Origin of the sequence: Enterococcus sp. AZ128 (genome assembly GCF_051714485.1) — a bacterium.
In the GTDB taxonomy this organism is placed as follows: domain Bacteria; phylum Bacillota; class Bacilli; order Lactobacillales; family Enterococcaceae; genus Enterococcus_A.
This window is the reverse complement of sequence record NZ_JBIORZ010000002.1, coordinates 174,236-190,623: the sequence shown is the minus strand read 5'-3', so window position 1 is coordinate 190,623 and position 16,388 is coordinate 174,236. Positions and strand designations below refer to the sequence as shown.

Annotated in this window: 18 protein-coding genes; 15 read left to right on the top strand and 3 right to left on the bottom strand. The window is 40.9% G+C overall.

The genetic code is table 11. The features are described from left to right. The first annotated feature begins 29 nt into the window (after positions 1-29). Positions 30-977 (top strand): sugar-binding transcriptional regulator, encoded by a 948-nt coding sequence (locus tag IGI38_RS12755; protein WP_438730939.1) that lies wholly within the window; start codon positions 30-32, stop codon positions 975-977. A gap of 40 nt (positions 978-1,017) precedes the next feature. Then, positions 1,018-1,227: a hypothetical protein gene (locus tag IGI38_RS12750; protein ID WP_438730936.1), complete on the top strand. Its 210-nt coding sequence runs from the start codon at positions 1,018-1,020 to the stop codon at positions 1,225-1,227. Between the two features lie 221 nt (positions 1,228-1,448). On the opposite strand, the gene IGI38_RS12745 is transcribed toward IGI38_RS12750, so the two are convergent. Beyond that, positions 1,449-2,336: a MurR/RpiR family transcriptional regulator gene (locus tag IGI38_RS12745; RefSeq protein WP_438730934.1), complete on the bottom strand. Its 888-nt coding sequence runs from the start codon at positions 2,334-2,336 to the stop codon at positions 1,449-1,451. Positions 2,337-2,525: 189 nt separating this feature from the next. Here IGI38_RS12745 and IGI38_RS12740 point away from each other — a divergent pair, with 189 nt between their 5' ends. From IGI38_RS12740 to IGI38_RS12730, 3 genes are all read left to right on the top strand, one after another. Beyond that, positions 2,526-3,086 (top strand): sugar O-acetyltransferase, encoded by a 561-nt coding sequence (locus tag IGI38_RS12740; protein ID WP_438730932.1) that lies wholly within the window; start codon positions 2,526-2,528, stop codon positions 3,084-3,086. A gap of 195 nt (positions 3,087-3,281) precedes the next feature. Beyond that, positions 3,282-3,791, top strand: coding sequence for a cell division protein (locus tag IGI38_RS12735; RefSeq protein ID WP_438730930.1), 510 nt, complete (start codon positions 3,282-3,284; stop codon positions 3,789-3,791). Further along, positions 3,788-5,137, top strand: coding sequence for a glycosyltransferase family 2 protein (locus IGI38_RS12730; RefSeq protein WP_438730927.1), 1,350 nt, complete (start codon positions 3,788-3,790; stop codon positions 5,135-5,137). Before IGI38_RS12735 ends, IGI38_RS12730 begins: the two co-directional genes overlap by 4 nt. 242 nt (positions 5,138-5,379) lie before the next feature. Here IGI38_RS12730 and IGI38_RS12725 read toward each other — a convergent pair whose 3' ends face one another. After that, positions 5,380-6,327, bottom strand: coding sequence for an IS30 family transposase (locus tag IGI38_RS12725; RefSeq protein WP_438725454.1), 948 nt, complete (start codon positions 6,325-6,327; stop codon positions 5,380-5,382). Between the two features lie 180 nt (positions 6,328-6,507). Between IGI38_RS12725 and IGI38_RS12720 the strand changes: the two genes are divergently transcribed. From IGI38_RS12720 to IGI38_RS12695, 6 genes are all read left to right on the top strand, one after another. Continuing rightward, entirely contained in the window at positions 6,508-7,158 is a 651-nt protein-coding gene (locus tag IGI38_RS12720; protein WP_438730924.1) for a YczE/YyaS/YitT family protein, read from the top strand. A 263-nt stretch (positions 7,159-7,421) separates the two neighbouring features. Then, positions 7,422-8,267: a PRD domain-containing protein gene (locus tag IGI38_RS12715; RefSeq protein ID WP_438730922.1), complete on the top strand. Its 846-nt coding sequence runs from the start codon at positions 7,422-7,424 to the stop codon at positions 8,265-8,267. Further along, positions 8,264-10,129 carry a PTS beta-glucoside transporter subunit IIBCA gene (locus IGI38_RS12710; RefSeq protein ID WP_438730920.1) on the top strand — a complete coding sequence of 622 codons (1,866 nt, stop codon included), beginning with the start codon at positions 8,264-8,266 and terminating at the stop codon, positions 10,127-10,129. Before IGI38_RS12715 ends, IGI38_RS12710 begins: the two co-directional genes overlap by 4 nt. A gap of 13 nt (positions 10,130-10,142) precedes the next feature. Beyond that, positions 10,143-11,573: a family 1 glycosylhydrolase gene (locus IGI38_RS12705; protein WP_438730917.1), complete on the top strand. Its 1,431-nt coding sequence runs from the start codon at positions 10,143-10,145 to the stop codon at positions 11,571-11,573. Positions 11,574-11,983: 410 nt separating this feature from the next. After that, complete coding sequence (locus tag IGI38_RS12700) at positions 11,984-12,580, top strand: Asp23/Gls24 family envelope stress response protein (protein WP_438730914.1); 597 nt, start codon at positions 11,984-11,986, stop codon at positions 12,578-12,580. A gap of 26 nt (positions 12,581-12,606) precedes the next feature. Next, on the top strand, positions 12,607-12,852 hold the full coding sequence (locus tag IGI38_RS12695) for a GlsB/YeaQ/YmgE family stress response membrane protein (protein WP_010744311.1): 246 nt from the start codon (positions 12,607-12,609) through the stop codon (positions 12,850-12,852). A 157-nt stretch (positions 12,853-13,009) separates the two neighbouring features. Here IGI38_RS12695 and IGI38_RS12690 read toward each other — a convergent pair whose 3' ends face one another. Further along, entirely contained in the window at positions 13,010-13,543 is a 534-nt protein-coding gene (locus tag IGI38_RS12690) for a helix-turn-helix domain-containing protein (RefSeq protein WP_438730911.1), read from the bottom strand. Positions 13,544-13,829: 286 nt separating this feature from the next. Here IGI38_RS12690 and IGI38_RS12685 point away from each other — a divergent pair, with 286 nt between their 5' ends. The 4 genes from IGI38_RS12685 (at position 13,830) to IGI38_RS12670 (ending at position 16,344) form a co-directional block, all read left to right on the top strand. After that, positions 13,830-14,402 carry a hypothetical protein gene (locus IGI38_RS12685; protein ID WP_438730909.1) on the top strand — a complete coding sequence of 191 codons (573 nt, stop codon included), beginning with the start codon at positions 13,830-13,832 and terminating at the stop codon, positions 14,400-14,402. A 160-nt stretch (positions 14,403-14,562) separates the two neighbouring features. Continuing rightward, a complete protein-coding gene (locus tag IGI38_RS12680; protein ID WP_438730906.1) occupies positions 14,563-14,964 on the top strand; it encodes a MerR family transcriptional regulator in 402 nt (133 codons plus the stop codon). Between the two features lie 43 nt (positions 14,965-15,007). After that, positions 15,008-15,697, top strand: coding sequence for a flavodoxin (locus IGI38_RS12675; RefSeq protein WP_438730903.1), 690 nt, complete (start codon positions 15,008-15,010; stop codon positions 15,695-15,697). 68 nt (positions 15,698-15,765) lie between these two features. Beyond that, a complete protein-coding gene (locus tag IGI38_RS12670; RefSeq protein ID WP_438730900.1) occupies positions 15,766-16,344 on the top strand; it encodes a histidine phosphatase family protein in 579 nt (192 codons plus the stop codon). The last annotated feature ends 44 nt before the right edge of the window (positions 16,345-16,388 follow it).

Here is a 16,388-nt window from a genome sequence, read left to right as displayed (position 1 = left end):
CGATTTAAAATTTTTATTGGGGGTAGCTTATGAGTTTGTCTGATGACAAAAGAATACTAGTCGAAATAGCCTCATTGTATTATGAACAAGGGCTGAAACAGGAAGAAATTGCCAAAAGGGTCAATATCAGCAGATCCTTAGTTTCGAAGTTTTTAGATAAGGCGCGTCAAGAAGGCATCGTGGAGATTACCATCCATGATGAATTCGCTGGTCCGTTTCGCGGGATCGAAGAGAAGCTCCAAAGAAAATACGGCTTAGCAGATGCTATTTGCATCGAGTCTTCTGACAGAGGGCTTCAAGGAAGACTTTTAGGAATCGCAGCCGCAAAATATCTGGCTAGGATAATCAAACCATGGGATACAATAAGTGTTTCTGCTGGAACGACTGTTCATGAAGCAGCGGCGAATTTCCCTAAACAAAGTCATATGACCAATGTAAAATTTATTCCATTAGTTGGCGGGATGGGCATGGAACACATCACGATTCAATCGAACAAAGTTTGTGAGCTGTTTGCTGCACGAACCGGTGGACAAGCAGTAGAGCTTCATGCACCAATAACTGTTGACGATGCTCCATCGAAAGAAGTCTTGATGCGACAGTCATTTATCAAACAAGTATTTGAAAAGAGCGATTCCGCCGACATAGCTGTTGTTGGAATAGGTGGAACGCCTATTTATTCAACCCTTACAGACGCTTATTTGTCAGATCAAATCAATGAAAATTCAGAGTATTCACAAGAAAAAATTGCAGGGGACATTTGCTACAACTTTATCGACCACACAGGTAAGCTGGCAAAATGCAATTGGAATGAACGAGTATTGGCTATTGACTTGGATCGGTTGAAGAACATTCCTAAGCGTATCGGAATTTCTGGCGGAAAAGAGAAAATCGAGGGGATCAAAGCGGCTTTGAAAGGGGATCTTGTGAATATTCTTGTCACGGATGAAAAAACGGCGAGACAATTAATTAATGACTGAGACTGAGGACTAGCTGAAGAATCAAGCAGGATTAATGAGGATGATAAATGAGAAGAGGTCATGGATTATTAGTTTAATTCATGGCTTTTTTTTGTTTGCTCCTAAAGATAAACCTGATTTTATATGCTCACCAATTGTTCTTATATATGTTGATCAGCACGGTCATTTATATGTATCAGATTTTTTAGGAAGAAGATTTAAAGTCGATTTAAAAACAGGAAACACGGAAATGGTAGGAATAACTAAATAAATTTTTTTCACTTGTACAAAATGCTAAGTTTTCAAATGATGGAAGTTGGGATTGTTTCTATGCTATTAAAGCGAGTCTAGAATAAGACAGCACTTGAATAAAATAAAGTTTTCCCGCGAAAAAACTAACAAAACGAAAGTCGAGGGGGCATAAACTATCGAAATCGATAGTGATATGCTCCTTCGGCCTTTTATTTGTCACTCATAATTTTGTACAAGATATTAGAAAGCTGGGGGTTCCTTCAAGATTGACGAATCTGATGAACGGTCTTTTTCGATTCTTTGTGATGCGGTGATTTTTTGTTTCAGGTTATAGCCGTAGTCCTCATTAAAGGTGCAGGCGTAGAGAACATTTAGCAGATAGCTTATCGAAGCATCTGTTGAAAAGGTAGAAATTTTTGAATAAAGTTTTTCTCGCGTCGCGGTTCTCAAGGTGATTTCAGCTTTTCTGGCGGTTGAGTTCTCGCCGATACTCGTGATGGCAATAATGGGAATTTGGTTTTCTTTTAGTAGGTTCGCGACTTGATCGAGGATCGTTGTTTCACCAGAATAACTGATAATGATGGCACAGGAGTCGGGCTCCGCCAATGCAGCATCGAACAGAATCTCACTCTGAAGGGCATGGATCTGAACGTTTTTCTTGATCCGCTTCATTTGATGCGCGAATTCTTGTGCCAGCAGCAGGTTATTGCTGACGGCGAAAACGTGAACTGTTTTTGCGTTACGAATGAGGTTCGTCACTGCTCTCAGTTCATCGTGAGTGAGAAGCGAACGGGTATCTTCGATGGATTCTGTTTGGAGCTGCGCGATCCGATTTGCTACTGAAACATAGGAATCACGGTTATCGAATGGGTAATTGGCGTCAATAGTCGAATGAGTCCGTTCTAAGTAGGCTAGTTCATTTAAGTAATCCTTCTTCAATGCGTTCCAGCCGCTATAGTTTAATTTCTTGGCGATTCTAGTCAAGGTAGATTTTGAAGAGAAGGTTGCTTTGGCGATTTCAGCAGTGGTTTTCTCTTGAATATCGTAAGCTTGCTTCAGTAAATAATCGACGACCTGTCGTTCACTTGGTGAGAAAGGGTACGACTCCAGTTTTTCTTGTAGCAACATGTGCTTCCTCCTTAAGGATCAGAAACAGGGTTCCAAAAAAATGTATGGAAAAGAAAGATTTTTGGCAACCTTGTTCGAACTTATTTCTCAGCTATATAGTGTCATTCTACCATTTGATAGGATAGTCGCGAATGGAAACCTGTTTTTCGTAAAGGAAAAAGAGAAAAATAGAGAAATGAGTTGAGAATAGTGAGTGAAATCGAAAAATTGAAAGCTGGTCTGCCGTATTGTTTTTTAGATGAAGAGGTGGTCAAGCTTAAAGAGAACGCTGTGAAAAAATGTAGAGAATTCAATCGGCTGGACCCAAAAGCAAGAGAACAGCAGCAAGCCTTAATCAAAGAATTATTTGGTTCTACCGGGAAACAAGTGTCTGTCCAGCCCAATTTTAATTGCGATATTGGCTGGAATATCCATGTCGGTGAAGATTTTCTGACAAATTACAATGTAACGATCCTTGATATCTCACAAGTAACGATCGGGGATTACTGTATGATCGGGCCGAATACCTTGCTAACAACAGTAGGACATCCATTGACGCCAAAAGGCCGCAGAGAAAAAATGGCTGAATCAAAACCAATCAAGATCGGCAATGATGTCTGGATCGGCGGGAATTGTACGATTCTTCCGGGTGTAACGATCGGCGATAATGTAATCATCGCAGCTGGAGCAGTAGTTACCAAAGCTATTGAAAGCAATACGCTGGTTGGCGGTGTTCCAGCAAAAACGATCAAAAAGTTGGAAGCCGAATAATTATTTTTAAAATCGAACTAGAAGGGAATACCTGCGGCTAAGATAGTCACAGGTATTTTTGGGCTACGGCAATGCTTACCAGTAAAAAAGTGACAAAGAATTTTTCTCAGAAAAGTTCAATTATTTGTAAAATACTAATGAAAACGGCACACTAAAGACAAGTAGAATAATTAGAGAATAAAGGAGGGCACCACCATGAAACCAACAATTAGTCGAGAGGAAGTAAAGAAAATGCTTGTCTCGGATGCCTATTTTGAAAAGGGGCATTATCCCTTGAAGATCCTGCAAACAGCAGCAGCTATTTTTGGCTGGTTTTGTGTGGTGGCACCGTTTATCTGGATTTTACTGCCATTTATCTCGCCTGAAACGGCGCGTAGAGATCATTTCTTAGTTTACAAAGAAGAAATACAGACGTTAAAATTTCTAATTATTTTCTTAATTCTCGTTTTCGTTGCGATCGTGATCATTTTCGTTATTCTGACCCTCTGGAATAACTATCGCTTCAAGAATCTTTTACAAAAAAATATCCAGTATGATGAAGATCGTTTGAATGCTCGGCGTCAGTTATTGAAGGATGAGTACGAGGTTCGTTTCGGCCCTGAAGAGTTTCGCAAGGAAGTTTGCTACTATTCGGTGAAGGAAGAACAGAATCTAGAGACGGACTTTGTGCGAGAACTCTATAAGAAGGGTGGCGCAAAACTATGATTACCTTTTTCCAGACAGGCAATAATGTGCTGGACATCATTTTTACTCTGATGTTTCTAGTGCTGATCACCTACCCGATTATTGGTGGATTTTCTTGGTTCATCGGTGTGTTGTGCTACTCACTTCTCTTTAAATACCGCCAGAAAGAGTGGGATGATATTCCTTCGGAGATTGAACCGTTCATTACGATCATGGTGCCTGCTCATAATGAAGAAATCGTTATTGAAAATACGATTGAATACTTGATGACAAAAATAAATTATGATCACTACGAGGTGCTGGTAACGGATGACGGTTCTACGGACAGCACGCCGGAGATTCTTTCCGAGTTACAAAAAAAATACCCGAAATTGCGAGTGCTTCGGATTGAAAAAAACAAGGGGAAAGCCCATGCTTTCAATATTGGCTTAGGATTTGCTAGAGGAGAATTGATCTTGAGCAACGATGCGGATACTGTTCCAGAGCCCGATTCATTGAATATGTATGTAAACTATTTTCTTCGGTCGGATTCCACCAATATATCGGCGATTACCGCCAATATGGATGTACAAAATAGGAATAAGCTGATCGCAAAATCACAGACTGTGGAATTTTCCAGTATTGTAGGAATCATCAAACGGACACAAATCGGTGTTTTAGGCAGTATTTATGCTTACAGTGGAGCGAATACGATGTATAGAAAAGATGCCTTGATCGATGTTGGATTGTTCCGACAGGATCGTGCCACAGAGGACATCAGTATCGCTTGGGATCACCAAATGGATGGCTGGCTTTCATTATTTGCTCCGCAAATCATGTTTTTTATGGAAGTTCCAGAGTCGTTAAAAATGCTTTATCGCCAAAGAAAACGCTGGGCGAAAGGCGGAACAGAGGTTTGGCTGACAAATTTCAAAAAGGTTTTCCTGCATCCCTTTAAAAATGTGGGCCGTACTGTGATGTTTATTGATCAAACCTTCAGTATCGTTTGGTCCTTCTTCTTTTGGTTCTCATCATTTATTTTCCTCTGGAGTCTGCTGCAGTTTGCGCTAGTTGGAAACACGGAACGGATATATCATATGATCACGATGGCTTTTCTCTTTGTTGTGTTTGAAATGATTTCAGGCACCTTCCAATTAATTGCCTCTTTGATCGTGGATGATCGCGGCAGAAAGATCAAATACTTATTGTTTGCACCGCTATATATGCTTTTTTATTGGATGATGAATGCGTTAACGATCGTGACGACCTTTATCCCAGCGATAAAAACGATTATGGGCTTAGGCTCTGGTACATGGAAAAGTCCGGAAAGGAAAGGGGCTCCGCCTTCAAAAGAAGATTCGCAGAAAGGGCAAGACAGGACAGATTAAAAAGCTGATAAACAGGTTTATGACTGTGCAGATAGGCATGGTGGTAAACCTGTTTTTGTTAACAGTAGAGATATCCATGTCTGGTTTCGCGAGTTCACGAAGCCTTTCTTGTGATTAAACCAGTAAAAGCGAGCTAATAATTCAAATTTCATTGACAAATAGGTGAAAGACAAGTAGCGTTGCACTATGAATGCAAAATTTTAAAATCCTGAGATCGCAGTATTTTTTTAGAAGCTGAATTGTCAAATTAATTGCAACATTTCTTCTTGAAAGACTTCCCAACAATTTTTCCAGTTCAATGTTTTTTTAGGACGCATATTTATCTTGCGTAATGCTTCCTGTTTCTCCGTAGGGGGTACCTTTGAAAAATCAGTTCCCTTAGGGAAGAATTCTCTAAATAAACCATTCCCATTTTCGTTAGATCCGCGTTGCCATGGGGAGTATGGATCACAAAAATACATAGGTACGTCTAAATCTTTCTCAATTTCTTTCCAGCAAGAAAACTCTTTCCCACGGTCGACCGTAAAGCTTAAAAATGCCTTGTGACTCCCTAGGTCTTGCACAAAAGCTTTAATCGCTTGTGCCATTGACTTCGCGGTACGATCCCTCATTGAGATCGCCCAATAAAAGCGTGTTTTCCGTTCAATAAACGTTGCTTCGCAGGCTTTACTTTCCCCTCTGCTAGAAACAACTGTGTCCAACTCCCAATGTCCAAATTCTTCTCGAGTTGACACAGAAGCTGGGCGTTCATCAATGGTATGCCCTACAGTCATTTTGCCTCGTGCCTCTTCTTGTTTTTCTTGTCTTCTGCCTTTATGTCTCAGACACTGTTTAGACACATTAAGAATACCGGCATAGAGCCAATTGTAAATGGTTTTGAATGAAACTATTTGACGATCATTCGCAATTTGTTCAGGGGACCAGCTGTCTTCAAGATCACATTCAATCTGATAAGCGAATTCAGAAGTCCATTTGGACTTCGCACCACAGGCACTGCGCTTCATTTCCGCATCTAATTGCGCATTGTCGGCATTATAGATCAAATCTTCGGGTACTCGTTTCAACTCACGATCAATCGTTGTTCGGCTAACACCAATTCTGTCCGCTATTTCTTGAATACTCTTGGCATCATAAATCATCGTCTCTATACATTTTCGATTATCTCGTGTAAGCTTTTTGTGTGAACCCATCAAAATCACTCCTAGTAGTTTGTTATCCTAAACTCATTTTACTAGAAATTTTTGATGGGTTCTTTGTTGCGATTAATATTACAATTCAGCAGAAGAAAAAGACGTTATTTGGTTAGTCAAGCGGGCTTAATCAGTAGTTTAACTGAGGATCTGAGGAATAGGGTAGAAAGAAGGATTCAAATGAAACGTTATTGTGTACGGCTGGTTCGGTTGATTTTTGGCTTGTTTCTATTTGCGTTAGGGTCTTTTTTGACGATCCAGGCGAATATCGGGTTGGCGTCATGGGAAGCCTTCAGTATGGGAATCGCGAACCTAACCGATCAAACGTATGGGAATATCTTAATCATTAGCGGCATCGTGATCTTAGGTGTGGATGTGCTGTTGAAGGAAAAAGTTGGTTTTGGAACGATCCTGAATACGATTTTGATTGGGGTCTTTGTTGATATGATCCAAGCTTTTGAAATCATTCCTCAGATGCATAGTTTTGTCTCCGGTGTTGTCATGTTGTTGTTGGGACAGGTGTCTATCTGTATTGGCAGCTATTTTTATATAGGCGCATCAATGGGCTGCGGTCCGCGGGATGCGTTGATGGTGGCTCTTGGAAAACGGATGCCGAATGTACCGATCGGGATCACGCGGGGCTTGATCGAGGGAACTGTTTTACTGATCGGTTGGCTGTTAGGTGCGAAAGTCGGGATCGGAACGGTTATTTCGGTCTTTGGGATCAGCTTTATTTTAGAGACGACCTTCAAACTGCTGCATTTTGATGTGACCAATGTGGAACACGAAAGTGTCGTGGATACGGTAAAGACATTGGGGATGCCGCGTTGAGTTTCAACGCGGCTTTCTGGATTGTCTAGAAGGCTGCAGGTCGTTAAAATAACTGTGAAATAAAAGTAAGCGTTGACACCAGTAATTTCACCTGCTACTATAATCATGTAAGAAAGAAAAAAGACTTGAGGATAACAACGTAGTTATTCTTAGAGTTATGTGACTGGTTAGGCAGGCAGAACTCAGATTATGCACTAAACGTACCGAAAGTTTCGGTTTGTTTAGTCTGTAATCTGAGTTTTTTTTCTGGAAAGGAGTAAATGATGAAAGTAGTAAAAATTTTGAATAACAATATTGCAATAATTGATAAGGGTGGCCATGAATCAATCGTTTATTCACCAGGAATCTCATTTAAGAAAAGCGTTGGCCAACGGATTAGTGATTCTGAGATTGAAAAAACCTATGTTCTTGATTCGAAGGACCGCCTAGAGCATTTTAGTTATCTGCTGACGAATTCGGATGAAAAAATGATTCACTTGCTGAATGATATCGTCGCTTATGGAGAATTCGTGACAAAGCAGGAAGCGAATGATTATTTGTATTTGGCGCTGCTTGATCATCTTACTTTTGCGATCAGACGGGGAGAAAAGGATCAATTTATCCGTAGTCCATTGACATGGGAAGTTCAGAAATTTTATCCTAAGTTCTACGATATTGGTATGTATGCGGTGAAATTGATGCGCAAGACCTTCGATATTGAATTTCCCGATGAAGAAGCCGTATCGATCGCCTTACATTTTGTCAATATACAGGAAAGTCAGTCATTGCTTGATGAGACGCTGGAGAGCATGGAAATTCTGCGAGATATTCTAAATATTATCAAGTATCACTTCAACATCTCGTTAGATGAAACGTCTATGAACTACATGCGTTTAGTGACGCATTTGCAGTATTTTATCGAGCGGCTGAGAAAGCAGGAAGTTTATAGTCAAGACAGTGCCGGGCTGTATGACCAAGTGACGCTGCTTTATCCTGAAGCCTTCAAGGCAACTGAGAAAATCGATATTTACGTGAAAGGTAGATTCAATCAATATTTGACTAAAGATGAATATACCTATTTGATGATTCATATTAATCGTGTGACAGAAAGAAAGGACGAACAGAAATGAAATACCAAGAATTCAATCAAAAAATCATTGATTTAGTTGGTGGAAAAGAAAATATCCAAGCCGTTGTCCATTGTATGACCCGCTTGCGCTTCACCCTAAAAGATCGTTCCAAAGCAAAAACTGACGCATTAAAGGAAATGGATGGTGTCATCGATGTGGTCAGTAATCAAGTGGCCTATCAAGTCATCGTCGGAACACATGTAAGTGATGTGTATAAAGAACTGGTCAGCATGATCGGTTTAGATCCTGCGGCACAAGAATCAGGACCAAAGGAAAAGAAAAATTTTGTAAAAGCAGCGTTAGATGTCGTTTCAGAATCGATGACACCGATCTTGGAGCCGATTATCTGTGCCGGTTTATTAGCGGCGGTGCTTTCGATCGTATCGTTGACTGGGATCATTTCACCAGAAAGCTCGACTTATATCATTTTTGATACCTTAAGAAGTGCGGTTTTCTACTTCTTGCCTATTTTCATGGCAATGAGCTGTGCGAAGCGTTTAGGCGCGAATCCTTATTTGGCAGTTGCTCTGGCAGTAACGATCTTATCAGATTCGATCAATGGGCAGTCAGGACTGACGATGTTTGGTCTTTCGTTGCCGGAAATTACGTACTCTAACAGCTTTGTTCCGATTTTGATCGCAGTTTGGGTGATGGGCTACGTCACTAAATATGTGAAAAAAATCGTTCCAAATTCGTTGCAGCTATTTTTGACACCCTTATTAGTAATGGTTATTATGCTGCCGGCGACATTGCTTGTTTTTGGCCCAATCGGTTTTTACTTAGGTGAAGGGATTATCGGCGTCTTTAATTGGCTGCTGAATACCGTCGGCGCTTGGTTCGTCATGATGCTGTACTCTGCATTGCAGCCGTTCTTGATCATGTTAGGTGCTGGAAACTTTATTATGCCAGTCGTTGCGTCGTTGATCGCGTCAAATGGCTTTGATCCGGCGTTTATCACTTCTTGTACGATTTCTGATATCGCTGTTGGCGGTGCGATGCTAGGCTACTTCTTGCGGACGAGAAACAATCAGCAAAGACAGCTTTTCGGGACAGTGACACTTTCTGCTATTTTAGGTATTACAGAGCCTGCGATCTATGGGGTATTTGTGAAATATCGTCGGCCGTTCGTAGCGGTAATGATCGGCGGCGGACTCGGCGGGCTATTTGCTGGGATTACGGGTGTAAAAGCTTATTCAGTAGCTTGGGGATTGTTCGGGTTACCTTCGTATATCGGAAATGATGGGGATTTTGCAAATCTATGGTTCATGGTTGCGGCGGTAGTCATCAGTTTCCTTGGCGCAGCTGTAGCAGCGTACATGCTTGGGATTCCTGCGGATGAAACAGATGAAGTAGCAGCGGCTAAGACACAAGAAACATTGGTTGAAAAGCAAAAAGTTGGTTTAAGATCTATCCCACTAAAAAGCGTTGTAAAAGGTAATTTGGTTCAACTATCAGAGATTGATGATCAAGCGTTCTCAACAGGGGCTTTAGGAAAAGGTGTCGGAATCATTCCAGAAGCAAACGAAATATACTCTCCGATTGATGGCGAGGTGACAGTTGTTTTCCCAACTAAGCACGCAATCGGCATCAAGGGTGAGAAAAACGAAGAAGTATTGATTCACATTGGGATCGATACGGTCGAGTTAAATGGCGAGGGCTTTGATATCCAGGTGGCAGCCGGTGACAAAGTGACGGCGGGGCAATTATTAGGAACCGTTGACTTTGAACAGATCAAGCAGGCGGGCTATGATCCGACCACTTTAGTTGTAGTGACGAATACCAATGACTATCTTGACGTGATTCCAGAAACGAATAAATCCGTCTGTGATAGTGATTTATCAATGAATATTATTTTTGAATAGAGGAAAAACAAAGATGGATAAGAACTTTTTATGGGGCGGCAGTATTGCCGCTCATCAGTGTGAGGGTGCGGTAACTGAAGGGAATAAAGGCGTTGGTCTAATGGATTTGGTGACAGTTGGAGCGTATGGTCAGCCGCGAGAAATCCACACGAAGGTTGAAACAGCTCATCGTTACCCTTCGCATCAAGGCATTGATTTTTATCATCGCTATAAGGAAGATATCGCTTTATTTGCTGAAATGGGTTTTAAAGCTTTGCGAATCTCGATTGACTGGTCGCGAATTTTTCCTAAAGGCGATGAAGAAAAGCCGAATCAAGCAGGGTTGGATTTTTATCATAATGTCGTTGATGAATTGCTGAAGCATGGGATAGAGCCGATTGTGACGCTGTATCATTTTGAGATGCCGATCCATTTAGTGACTGAATACGGTTCTTGGAAAAATCGTCAGGTGATTGATTTTTACCTGAAGTTTTGCGAGACGATGTTCCACAGCTTGAACCATAAAGTCAAATACTGGGTAACCTTCAACGAGATGAATCATATTGACCCGCAAACAGAAGCCAGTGATATTTTCACCTATATCATTGCTGGTCTAAAATTTTCAGAGATTGAGGATAAGAAAAGAACCTTGGCGCTGATTGGCTATAATATGACTGTCGCCAGCTGTATGGCAGTGAATCTGGCGCGAGAAATAAACCCAGAAAATCAAATTGGCTGTGTGTTTGGTATCGAACCGGTCTATCCTGTTGATTGCAATCCTGAAAATGTCCTGAATGCCTTTAAGCAGATGGACCGCGACTTTTATCAAATCGATGCGATGTGCAATGGTGTATTTCCTAAATACAAATTAAAGGAATACGAAGATCTAGGTATTGAACTTGAGATCAATGAAACCGATCAAGCAGCCTTTAAAAAAGGGACGCTGGATTTTATTGGGATGAACTATTATGCCTCTTCGGTAGCGGAATACGAAGGAGCGGATGCTGACGCCAGCGCATTATTTGGCGGCCTGCAAAATCCTTTTCTGAAAATGAGCAAGTGGGGATGGGCCATTGATGAGATAGGGATTCGCTATTTATTGAATTATACGTATCGGAGGTATGGTCTGCCGATTATGATCACGGAGAACGGCTTAGGTGCGGTAGATGAGATCGCACCGGATGGTCAAATCCATGATGATTACCGTATCGACTATCTTAAGAAGCACATTTTAGAAGTCAAAAAAGCGATTGAGTTAGATAAAGTTGATTGCATCGGTTATCTAACCTGGGGTCCGATTGACCTGGTCAGTGCAACGACAGGCCAAATGAGTAAGCGCTACGGCTTCATTCATGTGGATCTTGACGATGAAGGAAACGGGTCATTACAGCGCGCACGAAAGGATTCTTTTGATTGGTATAAACAAACGATCGAAGAGAATGGCGAAAATCTAGAAGAAGTATAGAGAGTAAGGCAGAATCATCAGAAAAGATGATTCTGCTTTTTTTTGTTATTTTAATCCGTGTAATTAAAAAAATGCAGAAGGAAGTAAATTACTTTTTTCGATGCAATTTGAAGAATACTTGCAAATCTGCTTTTTTCGTCAATTTTCTGCGTTGTTTTTCTATGGATGATGCTGATAGAAGCAGATTATTGTTCAATCAAAATAATTTGCGTTAAGCTAATAAGTGAAAGTAAGGAAAGAGAAATGGGCGCGCCATTTTTCCAATTAGTTACTAATAGTTATTTTAATATCAGTTTGAACGGAACAATCAAAAAAATGAATAGCTGTTTCTAGTTGAATATCCGAAGCTGATCGATTGAGAGAATCGATTAGCTTTAAGAAAAACATCAAACAAATTGGAGGAATTTATTATGGCAGACAATTATGAAAAGAACCATTTGAATCCGCAGGCGGCAGCTGCTGGAGTATCCCATACCAGCCAAGCCAACACACAGAATGATCCGGATGTTAAAGGTGAGCTGGTTTATGACGACAAGGTGATCCAAAAAATTATTGGTGTCACAATCGAACAAATCGACGGCTTGCTGACGGTCGATGGCGGCTTCTTTTCAAATGCTGCGGAAAAATTAGTCAATACCGATAACGTTACCGCAGGAATTGAAACAGAAGTTGGCAAGCAGCAAGTGGCGGTGGATATGGATGTCGTGATCGAATATGGTCGAGACATTACAGAAATCGCTGATAAAATCAGACGTGTGGTTCGTGATGAAGTTGCGAAGATGACTCATTTAGATGTTATCGAAGTCAACATCCACGTAGTCGATATCAAAACAAAGGCAGAATTTGAAGAAGACAGTGAAACTGTTCAAGATAAAGTCACAAGTGCGGCTAAAACAACTGGGGAGTTTGCCTCGAAGCAAACGGATAAAGCGAAGGACGCTGTAAACCGCAGTGCAGATAAAGCACAAGAAAAAATCGAAGAGAATCAAGAGCCGCGAGTAAAATAAGGACACAATCATAGGAGGAAATTATCATGGGTTTATTATGGTCATTAATTATTGGAGCAGTCATCGGCGCGATCGCCGGAGCTATTACAGGTAAAGGAAACAGCATGGGCTGGATCGCTAATATCGTCGCTGGTTTAGTCGGTTCTGCATTAGGACAAGCATTATTAGGTTCTTGGGGACCGTCGCTAGCAGGAATGGCGTTAGTACCATCGATCATCGGTGCGATCATTCTAGTTCTAATCGTTTCATTTTTCTTAGGTAGATCGAAGTAATAGAGATCAGGGAGGCCAGTGAGAACAGAACTGGTCGCAGGTAACCCTTTTATATTATCGAAATAAAATAGTCAATCAAGCTTTACTTTTTGTAATGCCCCCAAAAAGTTAGACTTTTTGGGGGCACTACATAAGGCGCTTAAGCTATTTTTTTTGTCTAATAATCTAACTGCTTCAATCTGAGCTTCACGTTGTTTTTATCGATAAATTCAATTGAATACAATGCAGCAATATCCTGCTTGATATTTTCCAGCTTTGTGTCATCTCCGAAGGCATTCATGATTCGCAAAATTTTGTGTACAGCAATGGTTCCCAATCCGCCGCTGCCATATTGGAAGCCCAATTCCGCGGTTTCGGAAATTCTACTTCTGTCAATTTCCTTCAGCAGTTCGTGAAAATCACCGGTCACGATGAACTGGTCTTCTTGTTCTTTGACTTTTTGTCGCAGCTCATTCAGCGTAGCTACGTGATAAAGCTCTTCGCTATCACGAATTTGCAGCAGCGCATCTAAAACTTCTCCAGGCGTGTTACTGGTACCGTTGGCGATTGCGATAATCGTTTTTGAGGTGTACGTTTCCGGGTCGCGTTTACTAGCTTTAGAGAGTGTTTGTTCTGAAATACCAACGGATTTCGAGAGATCATATCTCGTTAGGCCCTTTTTCTGCAAAAAAATATCTAAGACATTCTTCATTTTGCTTCCTCCTTGCTTATTGTGTTGACAGCGGTTACTCAACTACAGTTTAGTATTAGTTTAAGTATTTGTCTATAGCGCGTTGTGTTTGTTCGTAAAAAAACGGAAATCGTATTTGGAACTCAAACGCTTTAGATTATCTTTAAATAATTATTTTTTACTTTGAAGAGATACCTAGTCGGAAAGCGTATATTACTTTATACTGAGGTTGAAAATAGATCATACTTGTCAGTTGTTTTTTTGAGGTGCAACCTAGTTAAAATAAAAGGATCAGGGAGAAAAACGGGTGAAGATAAAATATTTGAAAAAGCGGCAGGAATTTGGTGATTATCAGGCCAGTCGGGTCATCTGGATCACTACATTGAAAGAAGAATTATTAATCAAGTTCAATATTTTAGATAAAGCTGGCAATCTGATGTATCAAATAAGTGAACAGCCAGAAAGCGACACTTATGAGTTGTACGAGAATACGTTATCGGTGGAGCAATTACAGGAAATAGCGGGACTTTTACAGGAAAATATTCCTGACATAGAATGGGATACCACGGATGAGGAAGAGTTGGCTCTTATGTTGGGCTATTTTGGCGAGTGTCTGGCAAGAATGCAGTGGTTGGGCAGAGAAAGTAAGAAAGACAATGATATTATCGTTGACTTTATATTCGATTCGACTGAAAAAGCGATAAAGGATGAAATTTCTCAAACTGAATATGTTGAAACGGGTACTACTGAAGACGAGGTCATTGAGCAGTTTTTACTTCCTAGATTGATTGAACGCGAAGAGATGAACCGAGTCTTCGTTAATATTGCGGAAGCAGGTGTAGTAAACAGCTATCTAGTGACGATTCAAGCAGATGAATAATTTTCATATTTGAGGCAGAGGCATTAAGTTGCAGCTGTCTTTTTTTGTTTGCGATAAATATTTCAGAAAAAATGAACATTTCTCTCTTGCCTTGAAGTGAACTCTAAGGTGTATGCTATTTTTATCAGGAGGGATTTATCATGAAAGAAAGGGTGAGTAGATGAATATCAAAGAAGTTAGTGAAAAATATGATCTTTCAGCGGATACCTTACGCTATTATGAACGCATTGGCGTAATCCCGCCGATCACTCGTGATAAAAATGGTTATCGGGATTTCTCTGAAACGGATTTGAATTGGGTTTATTTTGCGAAAGTTTTGAGAAATGCAGGCGTTTCGATTGAAGGCTTGATTGACTACGCCAGTCTTTCACGAGAAGGCGGGGAGACTCTAGGTGCTAGAAAAGCCATTCTGCAGGAGCATTTGGATGATGCTAATCAGAAAATTAATGCATTGGAAGAGGCCAGAGATTATTTGAAGTATAAATTGGATCATTTTGATACCCATATGGTTAATTACGAAAAAGAAAAGTTGCAGATCAACAATGATTCGAAAGAAGAGTGATGTCGTTCGTCAGTAAAGGCCTACCTGGAAAGGTGGAAAATAAATGAAAAAACTATTCGGAATACTATCAGTCATTTTTGTGGGCTCAGTATTATCCGCTTGCGGTAATGGGGAGAATCAGATACAAGACTCGAGCGTAAAAGAAAACAAATCAACGGGAGCTGTTCAAAAGACAGATAAATTCGGTAAAACATTGGTTGTTTATTTCTCGATGCCGGAAACAATAAAGGCGGAGAATATGACCGAAGAAGTAGAAAACAGCACGGTCGTAATTAACGGCAAGGTGTTGGGGAACACTCAGTATCTTGCGGAAACGATTCAGGAACAAGTGAATGCAGATGTTTTTCGAATTGAACCGGAAACACCCTATCCAACGGATCATGAAGAATTGGTAGATTTAGCTAGTAAGGAGCAAGAGGAAAAGACGCGACCCGCTTTAAAAGAAGCAGTCGCAGCACTTGATGAATATGATACGATCTTTCTTGGTTATCCGAATGGGTGGGGGGACATGCCGATGATCCTCTATAGTTTTTTAGAAAATACAAATTTAGCAGGAAAAACGATTGTACCTTTCAACACTCATGGCGGCAGTGGTTTTTCCGACACGATCCAGTCAATCATGGAGGAAGAACCTGAGGCGACTGTGATTGAAGAAGGGTACTCGGTCAGCCGTGACGAGGCGGCGGAGAGTAAAGAAGCGATCATCGAATGGCTGAATGATCTGAAAATTTAGAGAACCTTGGTCGTTGCGAGTTATTTTGTGACGGCCGCTTTTATGAATAGAGGAAAAGGAGCGATATAATGAAAACATTGTATTTGATGCGTCATGGTGAAACGTTGTTTAATCAGCAGAAGAAGATCCAGGGCTGGTGTGATTCACCGCTCACAGAACTGGGGAAAAAGCAGGCAGAGATTGCTCATAATTATTTTTTGGAAAACAGGATCGAACTGGACAGTGCGTATGCCTCTACTTCAGAAAGAGCGTGTGATACATTGGAGTTGGTGACCGACCTGGCTTATTCGAGAGTCAAAGGACTCAAGGAATGGAATTTCGGTGATTTAGAAGCAGAACATGAATATCTGAATCCGCCGCTGCCCTATGGGGATTTTTTCGTAGACTTCGGTGGGGAAGGCGAGCTTGAGTTTCGAGCAAGAGTGTCCCAAACAATTTTTGATTTAGTCCAAGCCGATGCAGCTGAAACTATTTTGATGGTTTCTCACGGTGCATCCTGCAGACAGTTCATGCGAACATGGGATCATGTGTCTCAGATCGATCTGCCAGGACGAATCGCAAACTGCTGCATTTTGAAGTTCGCCTTTGAGCAGGATCAATTTGAATTACTAGAAGTCGTCAATCATGATTTCACCTCTGTTTTATAAAGTGAAAAGCGATTCTACTTTAGATTTGTTAAGTAGAATCGCTT

Excerpts from the sequence above, each read along its gene's own strand:
- IGI38_RS12755 (WP_438730939.1), top strand. The coding sequence starts at position 30 with ATGAGTTTGTCTGATGACAAAAGAATACTAGTCGAAATAGCCTCATTG.
- IGI38_RS12750 (WP_438730936.1), top strand. The coding sequence starts at position 1,018 with ATGATAAATGAGAAGAGGTCATGGATTATTAGTTTAATTCATGGCTTT.
- IGI38_RS12745 (WP_438730934.1), bottom strand. The coding sequence starts at position 2,336 with ATGTTGCTACAAGAAAAACTGGAGTCGTACCCTTTCTCACCAAGTGAA.
- IGI38_RS12735 (WP_438730930.1), top strand. The coding sequence starts at position 3,282 with ATGAAACCAACAATTAGTCGAGAGGAAGTAAAGAAAATGCTTGTCTCG.
- IGI38_RS12730 (WP_438730927.1), top strand. The coding sequence starts at position 3,788 with ATGATTACCTTTTTCCAGACAGGCAATAATGTGCTGGACATCATTTTT.
- IGI38_RS12725 (WP_438725454.1), bottom strand. The coding sequence starts at position 6,327 with ATGGGTTCACACAAAAAGCTTACACGAGATAATCGAAAATGTATAGAG.
- IGI38_RS12720 (WP_438730924.1), top strand. The coding sequence starts at position 6,508 with ATGAAACGTTATTGTGTACGGCTGGTTCGGTTGATTTTTGGCTTGTTT.
- IGI38_RS12715 (WP_438730922.1), top strand. The coding sequence starts at position 7,422 with ATGAAAGTAGTAAAAATTTTGAATAACAATATTGCAATAATTGATAAG.
- IGI38_RS12710 (WP_438730920.1), top strand. The coding sequence starts at position 8,264 with ATGAAATACCAAGAATTCAATCAAAAAATCATTGATTTAGTTGGTGGA.
- IGI38_RS12705 (WP_438730917.1), top strand. The coding sequence starts at position 10,143 with ATGGATAAGAACTTTTTATGGGGCGGCAGTATTGCCGCTCATCAGTGT.
- IGI38_RS12700 (WP_438730914.1), top strand. The coding sequence starts at position 11,984 with ATGGCAGACAATTATGAAAAGAACCATTTGAATCCGCAGGCGGCAGCT.
- IGI38_RS12695 (WP_010744311.1), top strand. The coding sequence starts at position 12,607 with ATGGGTTTATTATGGTCATTAATTATTGGAGCAGTCATCGGCGCGATC.
- IGI38_RS12690 (WP_438730911.1), bottom strand. The coding sequence starts at position 13,543 with ATGAAGAATGTCTTAGATATTTTTTTGCAGAAAAAGGGCCTAACGAGA.
- IGI38_RS12680 (WP_438730906.1), top strand. The coding sequence starts at position 14,563 with ATGAATATCAAAGAAGTTAGTGAAAAATATGATCTTTCAGCGGATACC.
- IGI38_RS12675 (WP_438730903.1), top strand. The coding sequence starts at position 15,008 with ATGAAAAAACTATTCGGAATACTATCAGTCATTTTTGTGGGCTCAGTA.
- IGI38_RS12670 (WP_438730900.1), top strand. The coding sequence starts at position 15,766 with ATGAAAACATTGTATTTGATGCGTCATGGTGAAACGTTGTTTAATCAG.